Annotated in this window: 19 protein-coding genes; 10 read left to right on the plus strand and 9 right to left on the minus strand. The window is 37.0% G+C overall.

What is annotated here, in order from left to right; all coding sequences use genetic code 11:
- The first annotated feature begins 15 nt into the window (after nucleotides 1-15).
- The 5 genes from EG346_RS22115 (at nucleotide 16) to EG346_RS22135 (ending at nucleotide 3,003) form a co-directional block, all read left to right on the plus strand.
- A complete protein-coding gene (locus tag EG346_RS22115; RefSeq protein WP_073336848.1) occupies nucleotides 16-210 on the plus strand; it encodes a hypothetical protein in 195 nt (64 codons plus the stop codon).
- 145 nt (nucleotides 211-355) lie between these two features.
- Entirely contained in the window at nucleotides 356-760 is a 405-nt protein-coding gene (locus tag EG346_RS22120; protein WP_123881697.1) for a hypothetical protein, read from the plus strand.
- 104 nt (nucleotides 761-864) lie between these two features.
- A complete protein-coding gene (locus EG346_RS25405) occupies nucleotides 865-1,653 on the plus strand; it encodes a serine hydrolase domain-containing protein (protein WP_123881700.1) in 789 nt (262 codons plus the stop codon).
- An 8-nt stretch (nucleotides 1,654-1,661) separates the two neighbouring features.
- Complete coding sequence (locus tag EG346_RS25410; RefSeq protein ID WP_262511664.1) at nucleotides 1,662-2,336, plus strand: hypothetical protein; 675 nt, start codon at nucleotides 1,662-1,664, stop codon at nucleotides 2,334-2,336.
- Nucleotides 2,337-2,379: 43 nt separating this feature from the next.
- The gene (locus EG346_RS22135; RefSeq protein ID WP_123881706.1) at nucleotides 2,380-3,003 is read left to right on the plus strand and encodes a hypothetical protein; all 624 of its coding nucleotides are present in this window, start codon (nucleotides 2,380-2,382) and stop codon (nucleotides 3,001-3,003) included.
- Nucleotides 3,004-3,065: 62 nt separating this feature from the next.
- Here EG346_RS22135 and lpdA read toward each other — a convergent pair whose 3' ends face one another.
- Nucleotides 3,066-4,466 (minus strand): dihydrolipoyl dehydrogenase, encoded by a 1,401-nt coding sequence (gene lpdA / locus EG346_RS22140; protein ID WP_123881709.1) that lies wholly within the window; start codon nucleotides 4,464-4,466, stop codon nucleotides 3,066-3,068.
- A 99-nt stretch (nucleotides 4,467-4,565) separates the two neighbouring features.
- Here lpdA and EG346_RS22145 point away from each other — a divergent pair, with 99 nt between their 5' ends.
- The 4 genes from EG346_RS22145 (at nucleotide 4,566) to EG346_RS22160 (ending at nucleotide 8,141) form a co-directional block, all read left to right on the plus strand.
- Entirely contained in the window at nucleotides 4,566-4,973 is a 408-nt protein-coding gene (locus tag EG346_RS22145) for a winged helix-turn-helix transcriptional regulator (RefSeq protein ID WP_317048614.1), read from the plus strand.
- Between the two features lie 460 nt (nucleotides 4,974-5,433).
- Nucleotides 5,434-6,597: an iron-containing alcohol dehydrogenase gene (locus EG346_RS22150; RefSeq protein ID WP_073336860.1), complete on the plus strand. Its 1,164-nt coding sequence runs from the start codon at nucleotides 5,434-5,436 to the stop codon at nucleotides 6,595-6,597.
- Nucleotides 6,598-6,956: 359 nt separating this feature from the next.
- Nucleotides 6,957-7,418, plus strand: coding sequence for a lipocalin-like domain-containing protein (locus EG346_RS22155; RefSeq protein WP_123881715.1), 462 nt, complete (start codon nucleotides 6,957-6,959; stop codon nucleotides 7,416-7,418).
- A gap of 66 nt (nucleotides 7,419-7,484) precedes the next feature.
- Complete coding sequence (locus EG346_RS22160) at nucleotides 7,485-8,141, plus strand: GDSL-type esterase/lipase family protein (protein ID WP_123881718.1); 657 nt, start codon at nucleotides 7,485-7,487, stop codon at nucleotides 8,139-8,141.
- Between the two features lie 57 nt (nucleotides 8,142-8,198).
- On the opposite strand, the gene EG346_RS22165 is transcribed toward EG346_RS22160, so the two are convergent.
- From EG346_RS22165 to EG346_RS22180, 4 genes are all read right to left on the minus strand, one after another.
- Nucleotides 8,199-9,560 (minus strand): DEAD/DEAH box helicase, encoded by a 1,362-nt coding sequence (locus EG346_RS22165; protein WP_073336865.1) that lies wholly within the window; start codon nucleotides 9,558-9,560, stop codon nucleotides 8,199-8,201.
- Nucleotides 9,561-9,774: 214 nt separating this feature from the next.
- The gene (locus EG346_RS22170; RefSeq protein WP_228426331.1) at nucleotides 9,775-10,284 is read right to left on the minus strand and encodes a hypothetical protein; all 510 of its coding nucleotides are present in this window, start codon (nucleotides 10,282-10,284) and stop codon (nucleotides 9,775-9,777) included.
- Between the two features lie 150 nt (nucleotides 10,285-10,434).
- Entirely contained in the window at nucleotides 10,435-12,084 is a 1,650-nt protein-coding gene (locus tag EG346_RS22175) for an ABC1 kinase family protein (protein ID WP_123881721.1), read from the minus strand.
- A 172-nt stretch (nucleotides 12,085-12,256) separates the two neighbouring features.
- A complete protein-coding gene (locus tag EG346_RS22180; RefSeq protein ID WP_073336871.1) occupies nucleotides 12,257-12,463 on the minus strand; it encodes a cold-shock protein in 207 nt (68 codons plus the stop codon).
- Nucleotides 12,464-12,664: 201 nt separating this feature from the next.
- On the opposite strand from EG346_RS22180, the gene EG346_RS24945 reads away from it, so the two are divergent.
- The gene (locus tag EG346_RS24945; RefSeq protein WP_164466269.1) at nucleotides 12,665-12,829 is read left to right on the plus strand and encodes a hypothetical protein; all 165 of its coding nucleotides are present in this window, start codon (nucleotides 12,665-12,667) and stop codon (nucleotides 12,827-12,829) included.
- Nucleotides 12,830-12,961: 132 nt separating this feature from the next.
- On the opposite strand, the gene EG346_RS22185 is transcribed toward EG346_RS24945, so the two are convergent.
- From EG346_RS22185 to guaA, 4 genes are all read right to left on the minus strand, one after another.
- Entirely contained in the window at nucleotides 12,962-14,470 is a 1,509-nt protein-coding gene (locus EG346_RS22185) for a carbon-nitrogen hydrolase family protein (RefSeq protein ID WP_073336873.1), read from the minus strand.
- A 411-nt stretch (nucleotides 14,471-14,881) separates the two neighbouring features.
- On the minus strand, nucleotides 14,882-15,724 hold the full coding sequence (locus EG346_RS22190; protein ID WP_123877197.1) for an IS3 family transposase: 843 nt from the start codon (nucleotides 15,722-15,724) through the stop codon (nucleotides 14,882-14,884).
- Nucleotides 15,712-16,239, minus strand: coding sequence for a helix-turn-helix domain-containing protein (locus EG346_RS22195; RefSeq protein WP_073337025.1), 528 nt, complete (start codon nucleotides 16,237-16,239; stop codon nucleotides 15,712-15,714). Before EG346_RS22195 ends, EG346_RS22190 begins: the two co-directional genes overlap by 13 nt.
- 82 nt (nucleotides 16,240-16,321) lie before the next feature.
- Complete coding sequence (gene guaA / locus EG346_RS22200) at nucleotides 16,322-17,851, minus strand: glutamine-hydrolyzing GMP synthase (RefSeq protein WP_123881724.1); 1,530 nt, start codon at nucleotides 17,849-17,851, stop codon at nucleotides 16,322-16,324.
- Nucleotides 17,852-17,967 lie beyond the last annotated feature (116 nt).

The following is a 17,967-nucleotide window of genomic DNA, read 5'->3' on the forward strand; positions in this document are numbered from 1 at the left end:
TAAATGAATTGATAAATGACAAAAAATGCATTACCGGAAATAAAATTATTTTACTATTTTCTAAAAACTACTCCCATTAAAGAAAACGCTACAGCTAATCCCTTTTATCTTAAGATAAATATGGAAATTTACAGGACTGAAATAGGCTACTTTATAGGCAAGGGTTCTCAACATGGAACATATTTAAAAATAAACGAGATTAAAAGATAATAATTTCGACAGACTTCCAAATACATCACTGCAAAAAATACAATATCAACAAGATTTTAAATTATTACTATTCAATTTTATAACAATTTTGAATTAAATCAGTTTAATGATTAATTTTACTTTCATAGAAATTAATCAACATCCAATGAAACATCTATTTATATTCCTTTTAATAACCTTTATTTTCACAGGCTGTGGTGATGATTGCTACAATGCTCCTCAGACTATAGCATTTAAATTGGTGAATTCCAATGATGAAAATCTGATCACGAATGGAACCCTTACCGCTTATTCTATTAAAGATGACCATCAGGTTGGGGTACAATTAACTAAAACCTCCGAAGATCTGATCATTTTAGAAAATGTAGGTGCTTATAATGGAACAAAAAATTATATTTTCTCTTCTAATATTAAGTCTTTTAATTTTTCAATACAGTCGTCAGAGTTTAAAGGAGGTTGTGATGGTTTTGAGATCAATAAATTAACGTTTACAGGGGTAGGGATCAACGTAACGGATGAAAAAGGATATTATAAAATCGTACTTCAATAGTCTTCATGATGAATTTAATCCGCAGCAGATGAAGGTCAGATTGAAAAAGAACAGGTCCAATGTAATAAAAAGCTATCTTACACTGTCTTAGAATAAACTGCCTTATGAAAACCTCATTGAAATCATTTCTTGTTATTATCGTTTTATTGATACAAAACTATACTGCACAAAAGCGTTCTGACAGCATTGATGCCTTCATCACCCATAAAATGAAGGAACTGAAAATCCCGGGGCTTCAATTGGCTGTCATCAGAAATGAAAAAATTGATCACCTGAGTCATTACGGACTTGCCAATATAGAACATGGGATCGCGACAAAAAACAATACGGTATTTTCTATCAATTCAATGACAAAAGCTTTTGTTGGGGTTGCTGTGATGCAGCTTCAGGAGCAGGGAAAATTAAAAACCAATGATCCTATTTCAAAATACATCACTGACATTCCTGAAAACTGGAAAAAAATAACCATTAGACAGCTACTGAGTAATACCTCAGGACTTCCCAATAATATTGATGAAAAAGAACAGGTATTGGGTGAAGGCATTGAAAGTAAAAACTGGGAAATCGTCAAGACCCTCCCGATGGAGTTTTCACCCGGTGAAAAATTCAGTTATAACCAAACCGGATACTTTATCTTAGGAAAAATAATTACGCAGTTAAGTGGAGTTCATTTCACAAAATTTATTGAAGACAATCAATTCAAACCTTCCAAACTGCTGGTCACTCAATTTGGAGATTCCAACGATATCATTGAGAACAGTGCAGGGGCCTACTCTACCATTATCAATAACGACGGCCACTGGATCAACGATGGAAAACTTCACAACGCTTATGCCACTTCCCACTCTTTTTCCGGACAGCTACAGGAATTCTGTCTTCAGCAGAAGACTTAAGCAAATGGATACTAGCTTTACAGGAAGGCAAACTGCTTAAGGATCAAAAAAGCATCAGAGAACTTTTCACGACCATAAAACTCAATAACGGTGATATAGGTGGTTTCAATAAACTCACGAATGGTTATGCTCTGGGATGGCCGACTGTTGTACGAACTGAACATCCTGCTGTTGCTCCTGTGGGCGGTATGCGCTCTGCCCTATTTGTATATCCTCAGGATCACCTGTCTATTGTCGTTTTAACTAATCTGCAAGGCTCAAATCCTGAATGGTTCATTGATGAAATTGCAGGCTACTATATTCCTGATATGAAAGCTGAAAATGGTTTTGGGCTCAGTCCCAACATGAAAATGCTGTACTTACAAACTCGTGCAGACGGTTATCAAAATGTAGCTTTGGTTTATCAGAAAATCAAAAAGAAAAACAAAAGCTTTAAGGTGTCTGAGGATGAGATCAATTCATGGGGCTATCAGATGATGGGACGTGATCTTAAAAATGAAGCATTAGCTGTTTTTAAATTGAATACGGAATTATTTCCCAACAGTTCCAATGTTTTTGACAGTTATGGTGAAATATTAGATGCACTGGGACGTAAACAAGAAGCCATTATGAATTATAAAAAATCATTGCTTCTCAATCCCGATAATACCAATGCTGCTAATTATTTAAAGGATAAAAAATAAATCATCATTCATTTTCGTAAATTTGCCGTAAAGTATTTACTTTATGAAACTCATGGTCATCACTTCGCTGCTTCTATCCCATCTGTTCTTTGCACAGACTGCAGTTCCGGATGACTACAGGAAGATTCCGGATATTCTGGATACCACAGAATATTTATACCCGTTTATTATTCCTGATAAAGATTATGGTTATTGGAGGGTGCTTACCAATGACACTGACCCTGAAAAAGCAGTGATCTATGAAAGCCAGATGCCGGACTTTATGACCATCAATGAGCCGATTCCTGAGAGAGGTTTTTTCCAGCAATGTATGGGCAACAGATGCTTTTCCTATATCCTTGCCTGTAAAAAAGAAAGGTCTGTCTATTTTTCCAGTGAACAGCAACTACGCGACTTTATCGGAACGGTAGATAATCTTCCGGAAGCTATTTTACTGGCCCAAACGTATGGTTTTTCCATAGATACCAGCAATAAGGCAGGAGGTTCCTATAAAATTGAAGACAACTATATATCCCTGTATGTCTCAAAACCTAAAGGCTGTCCTGAAATTAAAGAATCCTACGTCATCAAAATCAATAGAAAAACAGGCAGGCTGGAGTCAAAAAATAATGGGGTTTATTTTAAAGGTGAGAACTGCAATACTTCAGCTCAGGTTATTGACAAATAAAAATGCTGTTTCAAAAGATTAAAAATTTCCCTGCAACCTTTTGAAACAACCTCTTTCTTTCATTAAATATTGATGGCTCCCTGGCCGGAAGCTATTAAATAAGCTTCTTTCAACGCTTCTGAATACGTAGGATGCGCATAGGATATCCGGAACATATCTTCTGCCGTAACTTCATATTCCTGCGCTATGACAGCCTGAGCAATCAAATCTGCGGCTCTGGCTCCAATGATGTGCACGCCGAGTATTTCACCGTATTTGGGATCGACAAGGACTTTTGCAAAACCTTCTGTATCCATGGACGCTCTTGCTCTTGCACTGGCAGAAAAGGGGAATTTCCCAACATGATAGCTTATATTGTTTTTCTTTAAATATTCTTCAGAAAATCCTACAGAAGCCACTTCCGGCCAGGTATATACCACCGAAGGAATACGGTCATAATGGATATGACGTTTTTGCCCATTGATTGTTTCTGCAACAAGAACGCCCTCCTCTTCAGCTTTATGAGCAAGCATTGCCCCTCCAACCACATCACCTATTGCGTAGATATGGGAAACGGAAGTCTTTCTCTTTTCGTCAACCTTTATAAATCCACGGTCATCCATCTGTATTCCTGTATTTTCAAGTCCTAATCCACTTGTATAAGGGCTTCTTCCAACCGCAACCAAAACGTATTCCGCTTCAAGTTCATGGTCTTCATTATTTTTATCCTTAAAAAACACTTTGGCAGAGGAACCTGAAGTTTCCGTCTTATACACAGTCTGGCCCAAACGGATGTCAACACCTTCCTTTTTCATGGTTTTCTGAAGGCTTTTGCCTAACTCATGATCCATTCCGGCAATCAGATGATCGGCATATTCCAGAATCGTCACCTGAGTTCCAATGCGACTGAATATGGATGCCATTTCTACTCCAATCACTCCACCTCCTATGATGACCATGGATTTTGGACGTTCTTTTAAAGACAGCGCTTCTGTAGAGGTAATAATCCTTTTTTTATCAATCTCTACTCCGGGTATGGATGAAGGTTTGGAACCTGTTGCTATTATATAATTTCCGGCATTAATTTCAATAATCTGATCTCCATCAGTAACTTTGATCAGAGAATTATTGATAAAACTCGCTGTACCTTTTAAACGGGTAATCTTATTTTTACTCATCAGATAATCAAGCCCGGATGTATTTTTGGATACGACTTCAGATTTTCTTTTGTACATCTGCGGGAAATCTACAGCCAGAGTTTCCAGCTTTATCCCATGATCTCGAAACTGATGAGATGCCTCAGCATAATGATGGGAGCTGTCCAGTAAAGCTTTGGTAGGAATACATCCTACATTGGTACAGGTGCCTCCCAGAGTATCATATTTTTCTATGATCACTGTTTTATATCCAAGTTGTGCACTTCTTATCGCGGCTACATAACCGCCGGGTCCTGATCCGATAACGGCAATATCAAAATTCTCCATTTGATTTATTCATTTTTTATAGTTAAATTTACTTGCAAAACGAAAGTAAAATTAAAACAAATACTTGCATTTCGCAAGTGTTATTTAAAATATATGGCTATGAGCAAAAAAAGATCGGACTGCCCTATCAGTTCTTCCCTGGAAATCTGGGGGGATAAATGGTCTCTGCTGATTATCCGCGACCTTATGTTAAAGAAAGAATGCACGTATGGAGATTTTCTGAAAGCAGATGAAAAGATCGCGACCAATATTCTCGCTTCCAGGCTGCTGCATTTACTGGAATCAGATATTATTGATAAAAAAGATCACCCGGATAGCAAGTTAAAAATTCTGTATCACCTTACGGAAAAAGGGATTGACCTGATTCCCATCATTGTTGAAATTAATCTCTGGGGTGAAAAATATCTGGGTATTCCGGATGAAAGGAAGAAATTGGTGGAAAACATAAAAAAAGACAAAGAAAAGTTTATCCGGGACGCTAAAATTTTTCTTTCTCAGGGCAGTTAGAAAATTCTAAGTGATTGGTTGACAAATGATTGTTATTAAGTTTATCTGTTCAGCATTGGATAAATATTATCCGTGATCTCATATTTACCATATAAATTCATCATTCCCTTGCAAAGCAAAACTCACCATTCACATTCCAAAAGAGTCTAAAGGTTACCCGTTCAGCATTGGATAAATATTATCCGTGATCTCATATTTACCATATAAATTCACCATTCACTTGCAAAGCAAAATTCACCATTCAAATTCCACAACGGTTCAAAGTCCTCAGTCTGAAATCTGATGTCTGATGTCTTGCTTCTGAATTTAATCATACCCCTATCGCTTTCCAAACATCTTATTCCCAACCTGAATTAAATTTAAATTGTTATTATAAAATAGGGTGATAGTAATTTTAAAATTTCATTAACTCAGTTTTCGCATTGCTTTGCGTAAATTTGAATTAAATAAATTTAGAACAATGCTTAATTTCGAATTTAAAAATCCCACAAAAATACTTTTTGGAAAAGGTGAAATCGCCAAGATCTCCCGTGAAGTTCCAAAAGACGCCAAAATATTAATGATTTACGGAGGCGGAAGCATCAAGAACAATGGTGTTTACGATCAGGTAAAGGAGGCGCTGAAAGATCATGATATACATGAATTCGGAGGTGTTCCTGCGAATCCTGAGTATGAAGTACTGATCAATGCTTTAAGCTTTATTAAAGAAAAAAACATCAATTATCTTCTGGCTGTAGGTGGAGGATCGGTGATTGATGGGACTAAATTTCTTTCTGCAGCCGCCAATTATGATGGGGAGCCGTGGGAAATCCTTAGAAATTCAGTGAGAACATTTGAAGGGGAAGGAATGCCTTTCGGAACTATTCTGACGCTTCCGGCAACTGGTTCTGAGATGAATTCAGGCTATGTGATTTCAAGAAGAGAAACCAATGAAAAATTATCTTCGGGCGGACCGGGCCTTTTCCCTCAGTTTTCTGTTTTAGATCCGGAAGTCATCAGAACAATTCCTAAAAACCAGATCGTCAACGGAATTACAGATGCTTACACACACGTACTGGAACAATATATGACGGCCCCTTCCTCTGCAGATCTTCAGGAAAGAATTGCGGAAAGTATCCTGATCAGCCTTCAGGAAACAGCTCCAAAAGTTTTGGCTGATGATTTTAATTATGACGCTGCCGGAAACTTTATGTGGTGCTGTACAATGGCTCTGAACGGACTGATCCAGAAAGGAGTGATCACAGACTGGGCAGTACACGCTATGGGGCATGAGCTGACTGCTTATTTCGGAATTGATCATGCAAGAACCTTAGCAGTTATCGCTCCTTCTCACTACCGTTATAACTTTGAAACCAAAAAAGGAAAACTGGCCCAGTATGCTGAAAGAGTATGGGGAATCAAAGACGGAACTTTGGAAGAAAAAGCTGAAGCAGGAATCAAAAAGATGGAAGAATTCTTCCACAGCCTGGATATCAAAACTAAACTTTCCGAATATACAGAAGATTACAAAGGTACCGCTGAAAGAGTAGAAAAAGCATTTACAGACAGAAAATGGTCCGGCCTGGGTGAGTATAAAAAACTGACGCCTCAGGATGCTTATAAGATTGTGGAAATGAGTTATTAGGTTTGTTTGATCGGGGTTAGAGCGTTTAAGAGTCAATCTATTGACGGATTGTCAATTGCTGGTTTGAAGTTAGTGAGTTAGTGTCTGACATCTTTCACCCAGGCTCTTTATTCTTATCTGTTGCCATGTAAAATTGACTGTTTACTTGCAAAGCAAAATTGATCATTGACCTCAGTATGCCAACTTTGATATGATTCTTATTGCCTGCAACAGACTATTTACTCCCATAAAAATGCATCGCTTTCAAAAATTCATCATATAAAATCCTGTTATTTATAAACATTCGTTTAAAAAAGCAGGATTTCATTGTAAATATTTCAAATTTATTTATATTTTAGCATATTCTTAAATTTGTGAAAATGAAAAAACAGCTACTTTTATTTGCCTTTTCAGCTATGGCACTAACTTCCTGTAAAGATGACAACATAGAAGCTTATGAATTGGAAATGATGAGCGGAGACTGGAAGATTAGTAAAATACAAACTATTTCCGGAAAAGACAATAAAACAGTACTTAAGACTGAAACTCCTTCTGAATGTGAAGCTAAAAATATCCTGTACTTCAGAACTGATTATTACACCAGTAATACTTTTTATTCCGCAGTAGGGCTTGAATGCCAGCTAGCCGGAAAAACAGAAGGTAAATATACCTACACTGAAGAGTCTAAACTGCTAAGCATTAAAAATGACAATGACACTGAAAGACTATACAGAGTGGAAGTGCTGACAAGTCAGGATCTGAAACTGGCACAGCTGTTCGCAGCATCGGATCTCAACAATGACGGTACCGACGATCTGATCTACGTTACCTACAAAAGATAAACACAGACTCTCGATTTTATCGGGAGTTTTTTATTACTTTTATAAGACATTTAAAATTTGATTACAATGAAGAAGATTCTTTCAGCATTTCTATTGCTGTATTTCGCCCTGTCCTTTTCACAGGAAAAAAAGCCAATGTTCTGGCAAGACATTCAGAATTTCAAAAAAATTGATCAGGAAAATCCACCTCCAAAAGACGCCATTCTTCTGATAGGAAGTTCTTCTTTTACGAAATGGACAGACGTCGCCAGCTATTTTCCTGGCAAAACGATTATCAACAGAGGTTTTGGCGGCTCAAGAATGACGGATCTGAATGATTTTGCCGATGATCTTTTAAGCCCTTATCAGCCTAAGCAGATCATTATCTATTGTAGTGATAACGATTTTGCAGACAATCATGACCTGAAAGCCAAAGTAGTGGTCAACAGGTTTAAAACGTTCTACAAAAAGATTCGTGAAAAGTTTCCTACCATTGAAGTGGATTTTATTTCAATAAAATATTCTCCCAGCCGCGAAGTTCTGTGGCCACAGATGAAGGAGACGAATAAAAAGATCGCTGCTTTCATGAAAAAAGAGCCGAATGCAGAATTTATTGATATTACAAAAGCTATGGAAGATTCCAGTGGAAATGTAAGAAGAGATCTTTTCGTGGAAGATATGCTCCACCTGACTCCGGAAGGATATACGATATGGGCAAAAGTGATGCAACCTTATATGAAATAGTAAAGGCTTTCTGAAAAAGCTGTAACAAAAAAGCTCCCGAAATTTTGGGAGCTTTTTTTATTTCTTTTTCTTAGTAGATTTTGATACTGATATCGATTTCTGTTGGGCTCTGTTGGCTCCAAATTTCTTAGGTGCTTTTCTTTTTGAAGGACCACCCCAGTTTTCTTTTTTGTTCTTATCCTTTTTCTCGTGAAATGCTCCTCCTCCTTCGTACAGTTTTACCTGTGCAGGATTCTTCATAATGATCACATCTTCTTCGGAAGCGATTTTCTTAGGATTTATTTTCACTTCTGCCGGGAAATCATGGAACTTAAGATCCTTATCCATTAATACTTCAATATCCAGAATAGAAGTTTCTTCTTTTTTAGTGGCGAAAGTAATTGCCTTACCGTCTTTGTCTGCCCTACCCGTTCTTCCTATTCTGTGAATATACTGTTCAGGGATTTCAGGCGTTTCAAAATTGATAACATGGGTGATATTTGAGATATCAAGACCTCTGGCCATTACATCGGTAGTAATCAATCCTCTGATCTCTTCATTTTCAAACCTCTTCATGGCTTTAAGCCTGTAGTTCTGAGATTTATTTGAGTGAATGACATCAAATTCTTCAGGGAAAAGTTCATCAATTTTAGCAAAAAGAAGGTCAGAGTTTTTCTTATTATTGGTAAAAATCAAAACTTTAGACATGTCTTCATTATTCTTCAATAAATGCTCAAGAAGATTGATTTTTGTATTGAAGTTTTCAACTTTATAACCAGTTTGTTCAATTTTTTCAAGAGGTGTTCCTGATTTAGCCAATGAAAGCTCAATCGGATTGGCAAAATACTGGTCCAGCATTTCATCTACCGCTTCCGTCATCGTGGCCGAGAAAAGAATATTCTGTCTCTTAGGCTTCATCATTTCAAAAATATGGGTAAGCTGTGGTCTGAAACCTAAGTTCAGCATTTCATCAAACTCATCAATGATCAGCTTCTGAACTTCTTTCAATGAAATGGCATTGTCAATGGCAAGGTCCATTACTCTTCCCGGAGTTCCTACCAAAATATCACATCCTGCATTAAATAACAGTTTCTGCGTATTGATATTTTTCCCTCCATATATTCCAATTACCCTGGCGGTAATATTTTCTGTCAGTTTCTCAACAATTTCGGCTACCTGTACTACCAATTCTCTTGTAGGAACAAGAATCAAAACAGTTGGATTCCCTGCTTTGTTGTATTTCCATGTTTTAAGAACGGGCAGAAGATAGGCTAATGTTTTCCCGGTTCCGGTTTGCGCGATTCCCATTACATCTCTCCCGGAAAGTATAGGGCCCAAGCTCTTTTCCTGAATAGGGGTAGGTTCGAATAATTCCAGATCCGCTAAAACATCAAGAATTTTAACCGGCAGGTCAAAATCCGCAAAAGTGAGTTTTTCCATGATGCAAAGATAGGTATTTAAATTTATAGGTTAAACTTAATGTCGGTGGTGAATTTTAAGTTGTGAGAATCAAGAATCAAGAGCCAAGAACCAAGATGGTAGACATCAGATTTCAGATTTCAGACATTCCATCCAGCAACTAACACAATAAATCAGCAACACTCCAACTCTAAAACACTCTAACTCTCCTATCTTGCATCTCGTAACACGAAACTCAATTCACCTTTACACTTGTGCTTTTAATTCTAATATCATCATCTTCCCATTGGCTGGAGGTAATGATGACATATCCTTTCTTCTTTGGATCCTTTTTGATCGGAAATTTTTCATCTTCCCACTGTGAACAATGGGTAGAAATAGAAGGAACTAAAGTCTTCCACCCTGTTTTAGTTAAGGTATACACAAGGAAACCGCGCCAGCAGCTGGTACACCATCCGGGATAAAACCCAAGTTCATCTTTTCCATCTTCATTAAGATCTCCCAGATTATATAAAGTACCGTCATAAGCCGGGGAAACCATAAAAGGTTTTATCTTTTTGTCGCTAAAATAAATGGTTGTTTCACACTTTCCGTCACATTCATCAGTACAGTCTCTTACTTTAGTATAGGCATATTCTTTCGTTCCATTGCCATCAAAGTCGCCCAAAATACCGTTTTCAGCAGTTTCCTGAGCCATGCATAATGAACCGGTTAAAGTCACAGCAATTAAGATTAGTTTTTTCATAGAATAGTTTTTTTCCGGGATTCGGGTTTCGTGATTGAAAGCTCTATTTTATTTGTATGTTTTAGTGTTAGTGAAGATGAAAAGTTAAAGAGAGTGATTGAAGTCAGAAATATGATGTATCTTATGTCTTGTCTCCTGTCTAAACTCTTCTTACTTCCTGGTTATTCTTAATAAAATGACCAATACCAATATAACAGAAAATACAAATCCCAAAACAGCAACCAAAGACATCTCTCCTACTTTGGGTCCCGATTCTGAAGTAAATACGATAGCGGTAGCAATAATATTAGCACCAAGGATCATGGCCAAAATTAAATTGATGATACTAGACTTGATCAGCTGGTTCGTCTTCTCAATATTTTTAATCTCGCTGGATATGGTGAATTTATTGTCATCCAGTTTCTGAAGAACAGACCGGAGTTCTTTAGGAATTTCATCTACATTATCTGTAAAATTCAGCATCCTGTCCATTCCCGTCTTTAAAAGATTCTTTGGACTTATTTTTTTTGTTACTATTTTTCTGGTGTACGGATGGAGGCTTTTCACAATATCCAGATCCGGATTAATGGTTCTTCCCACTCCTTCTATCAGGCTGATTCCTTTAAAAAGAAGGTAGAAATAATCCGGCATATAAAGCCTGTTATCTTTTAGAATATCCTTCATTTTATTAATGATCACCTGAACGTTGATGTCCTGCAATGATGAGCTGTGAACAAAATTCAGAATATCTTCTACATCGCTCTCAAATCTTCTTTCATCAGGAATTTCATAACTGACTGCCATTTTTTTGAGATACCGGACTATTTTATGAGGATTTTTAGCTACAAAACTTACGATCAGATTTTCAAGGATTTCTTTATCATTAGGCTGTATCTTTCCTACAGCACCAAAATCGATAAAGACAATTTTTCCATTCTTTTTTACTAAAATATTTCCCGCATGCGGATCAGCATGAAAAAAACCGTAATCCAGGATCTGGGATACGAATAGTCTTAAACCCACTTCAGAAACTTTTACGGGATCGATATCATGAGCTAAAAGAGCAGCTTTATCAGTTACTTTTATCCCGTCGATAAATTCCATGCAAAGAATATTGTTATTCGAAAATTCTTCATAGATTTTCGGCACATAGGTTTCTTTGTTATTTTTGAAATTTCTGGCAAAATGCAGGATATTTTCTTTCTCGTTGATCAGAGAGACCTCTTCCAGCAAAGATTTTTCAAAAGTAGAGATCGCCTGTTTAAGATTTAGTTTTTCTCCTATCTCAGAATAAGCAGAGACCAATTTTTCAAGGTCCTTGATGAGAAGCAAATCGTCTTCAATAAGGGTCTGTACCTCAGCTTTTTTAAGTTTGAGGATAACAGGACTTCCATCCAGCAAAACAGCTTTATATACCTGAGCAATAGATGCCGTTGCCAGAGGTTCTTTCTGTATTTCAAGAAAATGATCTTTGACGGATATATTAAATTCGTTTTCCAGAATTTCTTCTACATCCATCTCTACCATGTCTACCTTATCCTGAAGCTTTTGTAATTCCTGAATAAGCTCGGGTGGAAGCAGATCTTCCCTGTTACTGAATGTCTGACCCAGTTTTACAAACGTAGGTCCCAATTCTTCCAGCACCAGTCTGATTCTTTCATAGACAGTGCCTTTTGAAACAACTTCATCGGGACCGGCAGAAACCGGTTCCTGTTTATTTCCTGTATTCATTCTTGCCAGCATATCTTTAAATCCGTATTTGCTGAGTACGGAAATAAGTCTGGCTGATCTTTTCAGTTTTCTTTGCTGTTTGTCAAACATATATTTGTAGATAGTTGATGCAAATTACTCCAAAAATTGTTCCTTTTGCTATTTTTATTTGAATTTGAATCAATGCTAATGCGATCAACAGAACAATCTGCAGCCTGAGATAAGCCATAAAAAAAGCCGCCATAATATGGCAGCTTTATTTCAACAATATCTTAATAAGTTATTATCCTACTATTCTAACATTGTCTGCTTCAGGTCCTTTTTTACCTTCTTTAATATCAAATTCTACTGCCTGTCCTTCTTTTAAAGATCTAAGGCCTGAAGACTGAATGGCTGAATGATGGCAAAAAATATCGTTTCCGCCTCCGTCTGGTGTAATAAAACCAAAACCTTTTGTTTCGTTAAACCATTTTACTGTTCCTGTCATTATATTTTATTTAAATTGATCAGTGAAGATAGTAAATTTCAAGAATATCATGAAAAAAAAATAACAATTTTAATTCATTATTTTTTCTAATACCCAGATAACAAAATAAATACAAATAAAAAAAAATCTCTTTATCATCTTGTTTAAAGTATTTTTTTATCTTTATAAACATCAAATTACAGACTAACCTATAAATATTACAAAATGAAAAATTTACGCAACAACAAACTTTCAAGAGAACAATTAAAAAGAATTTCAGGAAGCGCCATCGTTATCGGTAACTGTTCAAACAAGTGCTGTCCGGATGACGGAAGACCCAGATGTCCAAGGCTGATCTGCCCTGCTGTGGTATGCCCGCAATATCTATAGGAAATATAAAATCACTATTATAGAGCAGAACCTAATCTGCTCTTTTTTTATTTTTATACCGGAAGGTTGTACACATTAAAAAAATATCCTGCCACCCGGACAGGATATTTTTTATTTAAAATGATAACATTTTTACTTCAGGTAGGTTTCATAGAGGTCTTTTCTACGGTCGTTCATTACCTGAACAGAGCCGTTATGATGGAGATCTTTCAGAAGATTAAGGTCTACATCCACAATAAGGGTCATTTCTGTATTGGGAGTAGCTTCACCTTTCACAGCATTGGAAGGAAAAGCAAAATCCGAAGGGGTAAATACAGCAGCCTGCCCAAACTGGATATCCATATTGTTGACTCCCGGAAGGTTGCCGACACATCCTGCTATAGCAACATAACATTCATTTTCGATAGCTCTTGCTGCTGCGCAATGACGTACTCTGATATAGGCATTTTGGGTATCGGTAAGGTAAGGCACAAAAAGGATTTTCATCCCCTGATCTGCCAGAATCCTTGGCAGTTCCGGAAATTCTACGTCATAGCAGATCACCAGACCAATTTTTCCGCAGTCGGTATCAAAAACCCTGATTTCGTTTCCGCCTTTCATCCCGTAATATTTTCTTTCGTTTGGCGTGATGTGCACTTTACGGTATTCATCAATGCGGCCGTCACGGTGCAAGAGGTAGCTCACATTATACAAATCATTAGTATCTGTATCAAAAACAGGCATACTTCCTGAGATAATATTGACGTTGTAGCTGATGGCCAGTTCAGAAATTTTATTTTTGATTTCTTCACTCAGTTTAGCCAATTCTATCATACTGTCTCTTTCTGAAAGCTTATTGAAGGGGGCCAGCAGCGGAGTATTGAAAAGCTCTGGGAAAAGGACAAAATCGGATTTGTAATCCCCCATTACATTAACAAAAAACTCTACCTGTTCGTAAAAAGCATCGATATTTTTAAAATGCCTCATCTGCCATTGCACCAATCCCAAACGGATAATGCTGTCCTGCATGGTATTGGGCTTTTTGCTGTAGTAGATATTGTTCCACTGCAACAAAACGGCATTTTCCAGTGATGATTCATCCTCAGGAAGATATTTTTTAAGGATCTTTATAGGCAGGAAGTTATTGGAAAGCTGGAATGACAATACGGGATCGTAAATTTCCTTGTCTCTCACTCTTCTGATGTATTCTCTTGGAGAAAGCTCATCACTGTATTTATGATAGTTCGGAATTCTTCCGCCCAGAATGATGGACTTCAGGTTAAGCAGTTCACATAATTCTTTTCTGGCATCATACAATCTTCTTCCGAGACGCAATTCACGAAACTCAGGGTCTACAAAGACCTCGATTCCATAAAGTACATTTCCTGTGGAGAGATGGGTATTGAAGGTATAATTTCCTGTAATATCTACATAGGTATGGTCATCTCCGAATTCGTCATAATTCACAATAATGGAGAGTGCTACAGCAGCCAGTTTTCCATCTACGGTGATACAGATCTGACCTTTAGGGAATATTCTGGTGAGCTTTTCGATGCTCTTTTTAGACCAAATAGATTCGGACATCTGCGGATACGCGCGTTTCATCGTTATTACCAATTCATCATAATCCTGAAGGGTCAGGGCTCTTGTTTCTATTTGCATTTGACGTAATTTTACTTAAATTTAGGAAAAAATAATCAGCAGAGAAATTTATTATGAAAACACAGTCTCAAAAATGAAAATATATCGTCTGATTCATTCTGTAACAATTATTATAATTTTAATGTTGAATTTTTCATACGGGGCTTCGGCAGGTAACGTATCCCATCATTTAAATTTATTATTCAGTTCAAATCTTAATAGCCGTGATGGGAAAAATTTTATTTATTTTATTTCGGGATTTTCTGTATTTCTTAATTATTTAATCGTTGATCAACACAAATTATTGAAACTACTGTATCTTCTACTTATTATGATTAATATTATATTGATCCTATTGTGTATCAAACAATTTTAAATTCAATGTCATAAAAAAATCCCGCCCATAGACTGCACCCCAAAGTTTAGACAAAATTAAACAATATTATTATATGAAAGAGTTCGGTACTGTACCGGACTCTTTCCTTTTAGATTAAGTCTTATCCTGTCGTTGTTGTAGTAATTAATATATTCCTTTATTTCCTTTTTGAGTTCATCAATGGTTTTAAATTTCTTAGTGTAGAACATTTCAGATTTTAAAGTCCCAAAGAAGTTTTCTATTACCGCATTATCCAGGCAGTTTCCTTTGCGGGACATACTTTGGATAATTCCTTTTTCTTTTAACAGATGCTGATAGGCTTTCATCTGATATTGCCAGCCTTGATCAGAGTGGATAATGAGGTTTTCAGTATTCTTGATTTTTCTAAACCCCTTTTTGAGCATATTTATGACCTGTGCAAAAACAGGTCTTTCCGAGAGATCGTAACTCACGATCTCGCCGTTGTACAGATCAATTATCGGTGAAAGGTATAATTTACTGCCCGAGACGTTAAATTCTGTCACATCAGTGGCCCATTTTCTGTTGGGCAGATCTGCCTTAAAGTTCCTCTCAAGAATATTTGGCGCTATCCTGCCTTGCTCTCCCCGGTAAGATCTGTATTTTTTAACCCTAATGATACTTTTCAATCCCAGGGTCTTCATTAATCTCAATACCGTTTTATGATTGATTATAATTCCTTGTTGTTTCATGACCAAAGTGATACGACGGTATCCCAACCGTCCTTTATGCCTATGATAAATCTGTTTTATCAAAGCTTTTATCTCTCCATATTTATCCTTTTTCTTAAGTACTTTCTGATGGTAATAGAAACTGCTTCTGGCCATACCTGTACAATCCAGAAGGACCGACAGATCATATTTTCGCCTTAATCCTTCGATGGCCTCTGTTTGTTCTTTTTGAGAGTTAAGGCGTCTAACTTTTTTAGAAAATCAATTTCGGCCCGCAGCCTTTCGTTTTCCAATAAAAGTTCTTCTTCTCGGGTTAATGGCTTATCGGACTTTCTTTTCTTACGTTTGTAATCGCTCATAATGCGGGGTCTTCCTTTGGGGGTATTCTTTAACCCTAAAATACCACTTTTTTCATAATCCCTTTGCCAACTCAACACAGTAGACTGCGCTGCGATATCGAATCGGATACATGCTTCCCTTTGTGAGAGATGTTCTGTTTCGATGGCTTTCAAAACTTTAATCTTGAAATTCAACGAGTAGCTCCTGTTTTTTCTTGGTTGTAGTCCCAAGGTTCCGTACTTGTTATAAAAACCGATCCACTTGCGCAGATTGCTTTCATTAAATCCTTTCTCTGTTGCTATAGATTCAATCGAACGATGAGAATTTTTGTGAAGTTTAATACATTCTAATTTGAAAGCAACGCTAAATTTTTCTTTTCTATACATAAAAAATGCCCCTAAAAAGTGTCTAACTTTTTGGGGGCAGTCCACCAGAGGCAGGATCTATGTATATTAATTTAAGTGAAAATTACTCCCACTCAATCGTTGCAGGCGGTTTGCTTGAAATATCGTAAGCTACTCTGTTGATTCCTCTTACTTCGTTGATGATTCTGCTGGATACTGTATCCAGGAACTCGTAAGGAAGTCTGCTCCAGGTTGCCGTCATAAAGTCGATGGTGTTGGCAGAACGAACTACAGCAGTGTACTCATAGGTTCTTTCGTCTCCCATTACTCCTACTGATTTTACAGGAAGAAGGACTACAAAAGCCTGCGATACTTTTTCGTAAAGATCATTTTTGTATAATTCTTCGATGAAAATATCATCAGCTTCCTGAAGGATTTTCACTTTTTCAGCGTCTACAGCTCCCAATACCCTGATTCCTAATCCAGGGCCCGGGAATGGGTGTCTGTGTACCAAATGATGTGGAATACCTAGCTCCTCACCTACTTTTCTTACCTCATCTTTGAAAAGCTCTCTTAGAGGCTCCAATAATTCGAATTCCATATCTTCAGGAAGTCCTCCTACGTTGTGGTGAGACTTGATCACTGCAGAGGGTCCGTTCACAGACTGGCTTTCAATAACATCAGGATAGATGGTTCCCTGAGCTAAGAATTTAGCCCCTTCAATTTTATGAGACTCTTCATCAAAAACATGAATAAACTCGTTTCCGATGATTTTTCTTTTCTGTTCCGGATCGTCTACTCCAGCTAATTTTGAAAGGAATCTTTCTTTAGCATCAACCATTTTAATGTTCATATGGAAATGTTCTCCATAGTTATCCATTACTTTCTGGCCTTCTTCTTTTCTCAATAAACCAGTATCCACGAAGATACAAGTCAGCTGATCACCGATTGCTTTGTGAATTAAAACTGCTGCTACAGAAGAGTCAACTCCTCCTGAAAGACCAAGGATCACTCTGCTGTCTCCTACTTTTTCACGGATTTCTTCAACTGTTTTTTCGATGTAGTTCGTCAGTTTCCAGTTTTTTTCAGCATTACAGATTGGGAAAACAAAGTTTTCAAGCATTTTTCCTCCTTCTTCTGTATGAGAAACTTCCGGGTGAAACTGAACGCAGTATATCTTTTTGTCTTCATTGGAGATAGAAGCAATGACCCCTGATTTTGCGTTTAATTCAAACCCTGCAGGTAATTCTCCTACTTCGTCAAAGTGACTCATCCATACGATAGAATTCTGAATAACTCCTTTTAACAAAGCATTTTCTTTAATAATATCCAAATGAGCTTTTCCGTACTCTCCTTTTTCACCTTTGTTTACTTTTCCTCCTAAAAGGTGAGCGGTAAGCTGCATTCCGTAGCAAATTCCCAATACAGGAATTCCTTGTTCATACAATTCTTTTTCTACCAGGTGAGCATTTTCTGCGTTCACAGAGCTTGGTCCTCCGGAAAGGATAATTCCTTTGGGCTGTTTGGCAAGAATATCCTGCAAAGGTGTATTGAAAGGAAGAATTTCAGAATATACGCCCATCTCACGGATTCTTCTTCCGATAAGCTGATTGTACTGTGATCCGAAATCTAATATGATAATACCGTTGTTCATTTTGTAAATGATAATTGATGATTGATTAATGATATGAGATTTGAGATGTCAGATATCAGACTTGGGTGTCTGAAATCTGAGATCTTGCATCTGGTATCTAATATTGACTGTTTTAC

Source organism: Chryseobacterium carnipullorum (genome assembly GCF_003815695.1).
Classification (GTDB): domain Bacteria; phylum Bacteroidota; class Bacteroidia; order Flavobacteriales; family Weeksellaceae; genus Chryseobacterium; species Chryseobacterium carnipullorum.

What these genes read in the sequence shown, in the direction of transcription:
- EG346_RS22115 (WP_073336848.1), top strand. Translation starts at nt 16, where the DNA reads ATGACAAAAAATGCATTACCGGAAATAAAATTATTTTACTATTTTCTA.
- EG346_RS22120 (WP_123881697.1), top strand. Translation starts at nt 356, where the DNA reads ATGAAACATCTATTTATATTCCTTTTAATAACCTTTATTTTCACAGGC.
- EG346_RS25405 (WP_123881700.1), top strand. Translation starts at nt 865, where the DNA reads ATGAAAACCTCATTGAAATCATTTCTTGTTATTATCGTTTTATTGATA.
- EG346_RS22135 (WP_123881706.1), top strand. Translation starts at nt 2,380, where the DNA reads ATGAAACTCATGGTCATCACTTCGCTGCTTCTATCCCATCTGTTCTTT.
- lpdA (WP_123881709.1), bottom strand. Translation starts at nt 4,466, where the DNA reads ATGGAGAATTTTGATATTGCCGTTATCGGATCAGGACCCGGCGGTTAT.
- EG346_RS22145 (WP_317048614.1), top strand. Translation starts at nt 4,566, where the DNA reads ATGAGCAAAAAAAGATCGGACTGCCCTATCAGTTCTTCCCTGGAAATC.
- EG346_RS22150 (WP_073336860.1), top strand. Translation starts at nt 5,434, where the DNA reads ATGCTTAATTTCGAATTTAAAAATCCCACAAAAATACTTTTTGGAAAA.
- EG346_RS22155 (WP_123881715.1), top strand. Translation starts at nt 6,957, where the DNA reads ATGAAAAAACAGCTACTTTTATTTGCCTTTTCAGCTATGGCACTAACT.
- EG346_RS22160 (WP_123881718.1), top strand. Translation starts at nt 7,485, where the DNA reads ATGAAGAAGATTCTTTCAGCATTTCTATTGCTGTATTTCGCCCTGTCC.
- EG346_RS22165 (WP_073336865.1), bottom strand. Translation starts at nt 9,560, where the DNA reads ATGGAAAAACTCACTTTTGCGGATTTTGACCTGCCGGTTAAAATTCTT.
- EG346_RS22170 (WP_228426331.1), bottom strand. Translation starts at nt 10,284, where the DNA reads ATGAAAAAACTAATCTTAATTGCTGTGACTTTAACCGGTTCATTATGC.
- EG346_RS22175 (WP_123881721.1), bottom strand. Translation starts at nt 12,084, where the DNA reads ATGTTTGACAAACAGCAAAGAAAACTGAAAAGATCAGCCAGACTTATT.
- EG346_RS24945 (WP_164466269.1), top strand. Translation starts at nt 12,665, where the DNA reads ATGAAAAATTTACGCAACAACAAACTTTCAAGAGAACAATTAAAAAGA.
- EG346_RS22185 (WP_073336873.1), bottom strand. Translation starts at nt 14,470, where the DNA reads ATGCAAATAGAAACAAGAGCCCTGACCCTTCAGGATTATGATGAATTG.
- EG346_RS22195 (WP_073337025.1), bottom strand. Translation starts at nt 16,239, where the DNA reads ATGTATAGAAAAGAAAAATTTAGCGTTGCTTTCAAATTAGAATGTATT.
- guaA (WP_123881724.1), bottom strand. Translation starts at nt 17,851, where the DNA reads ATGAACAACGGTATTATCATATTAGATTTCGGATCACAGTACAATCAG.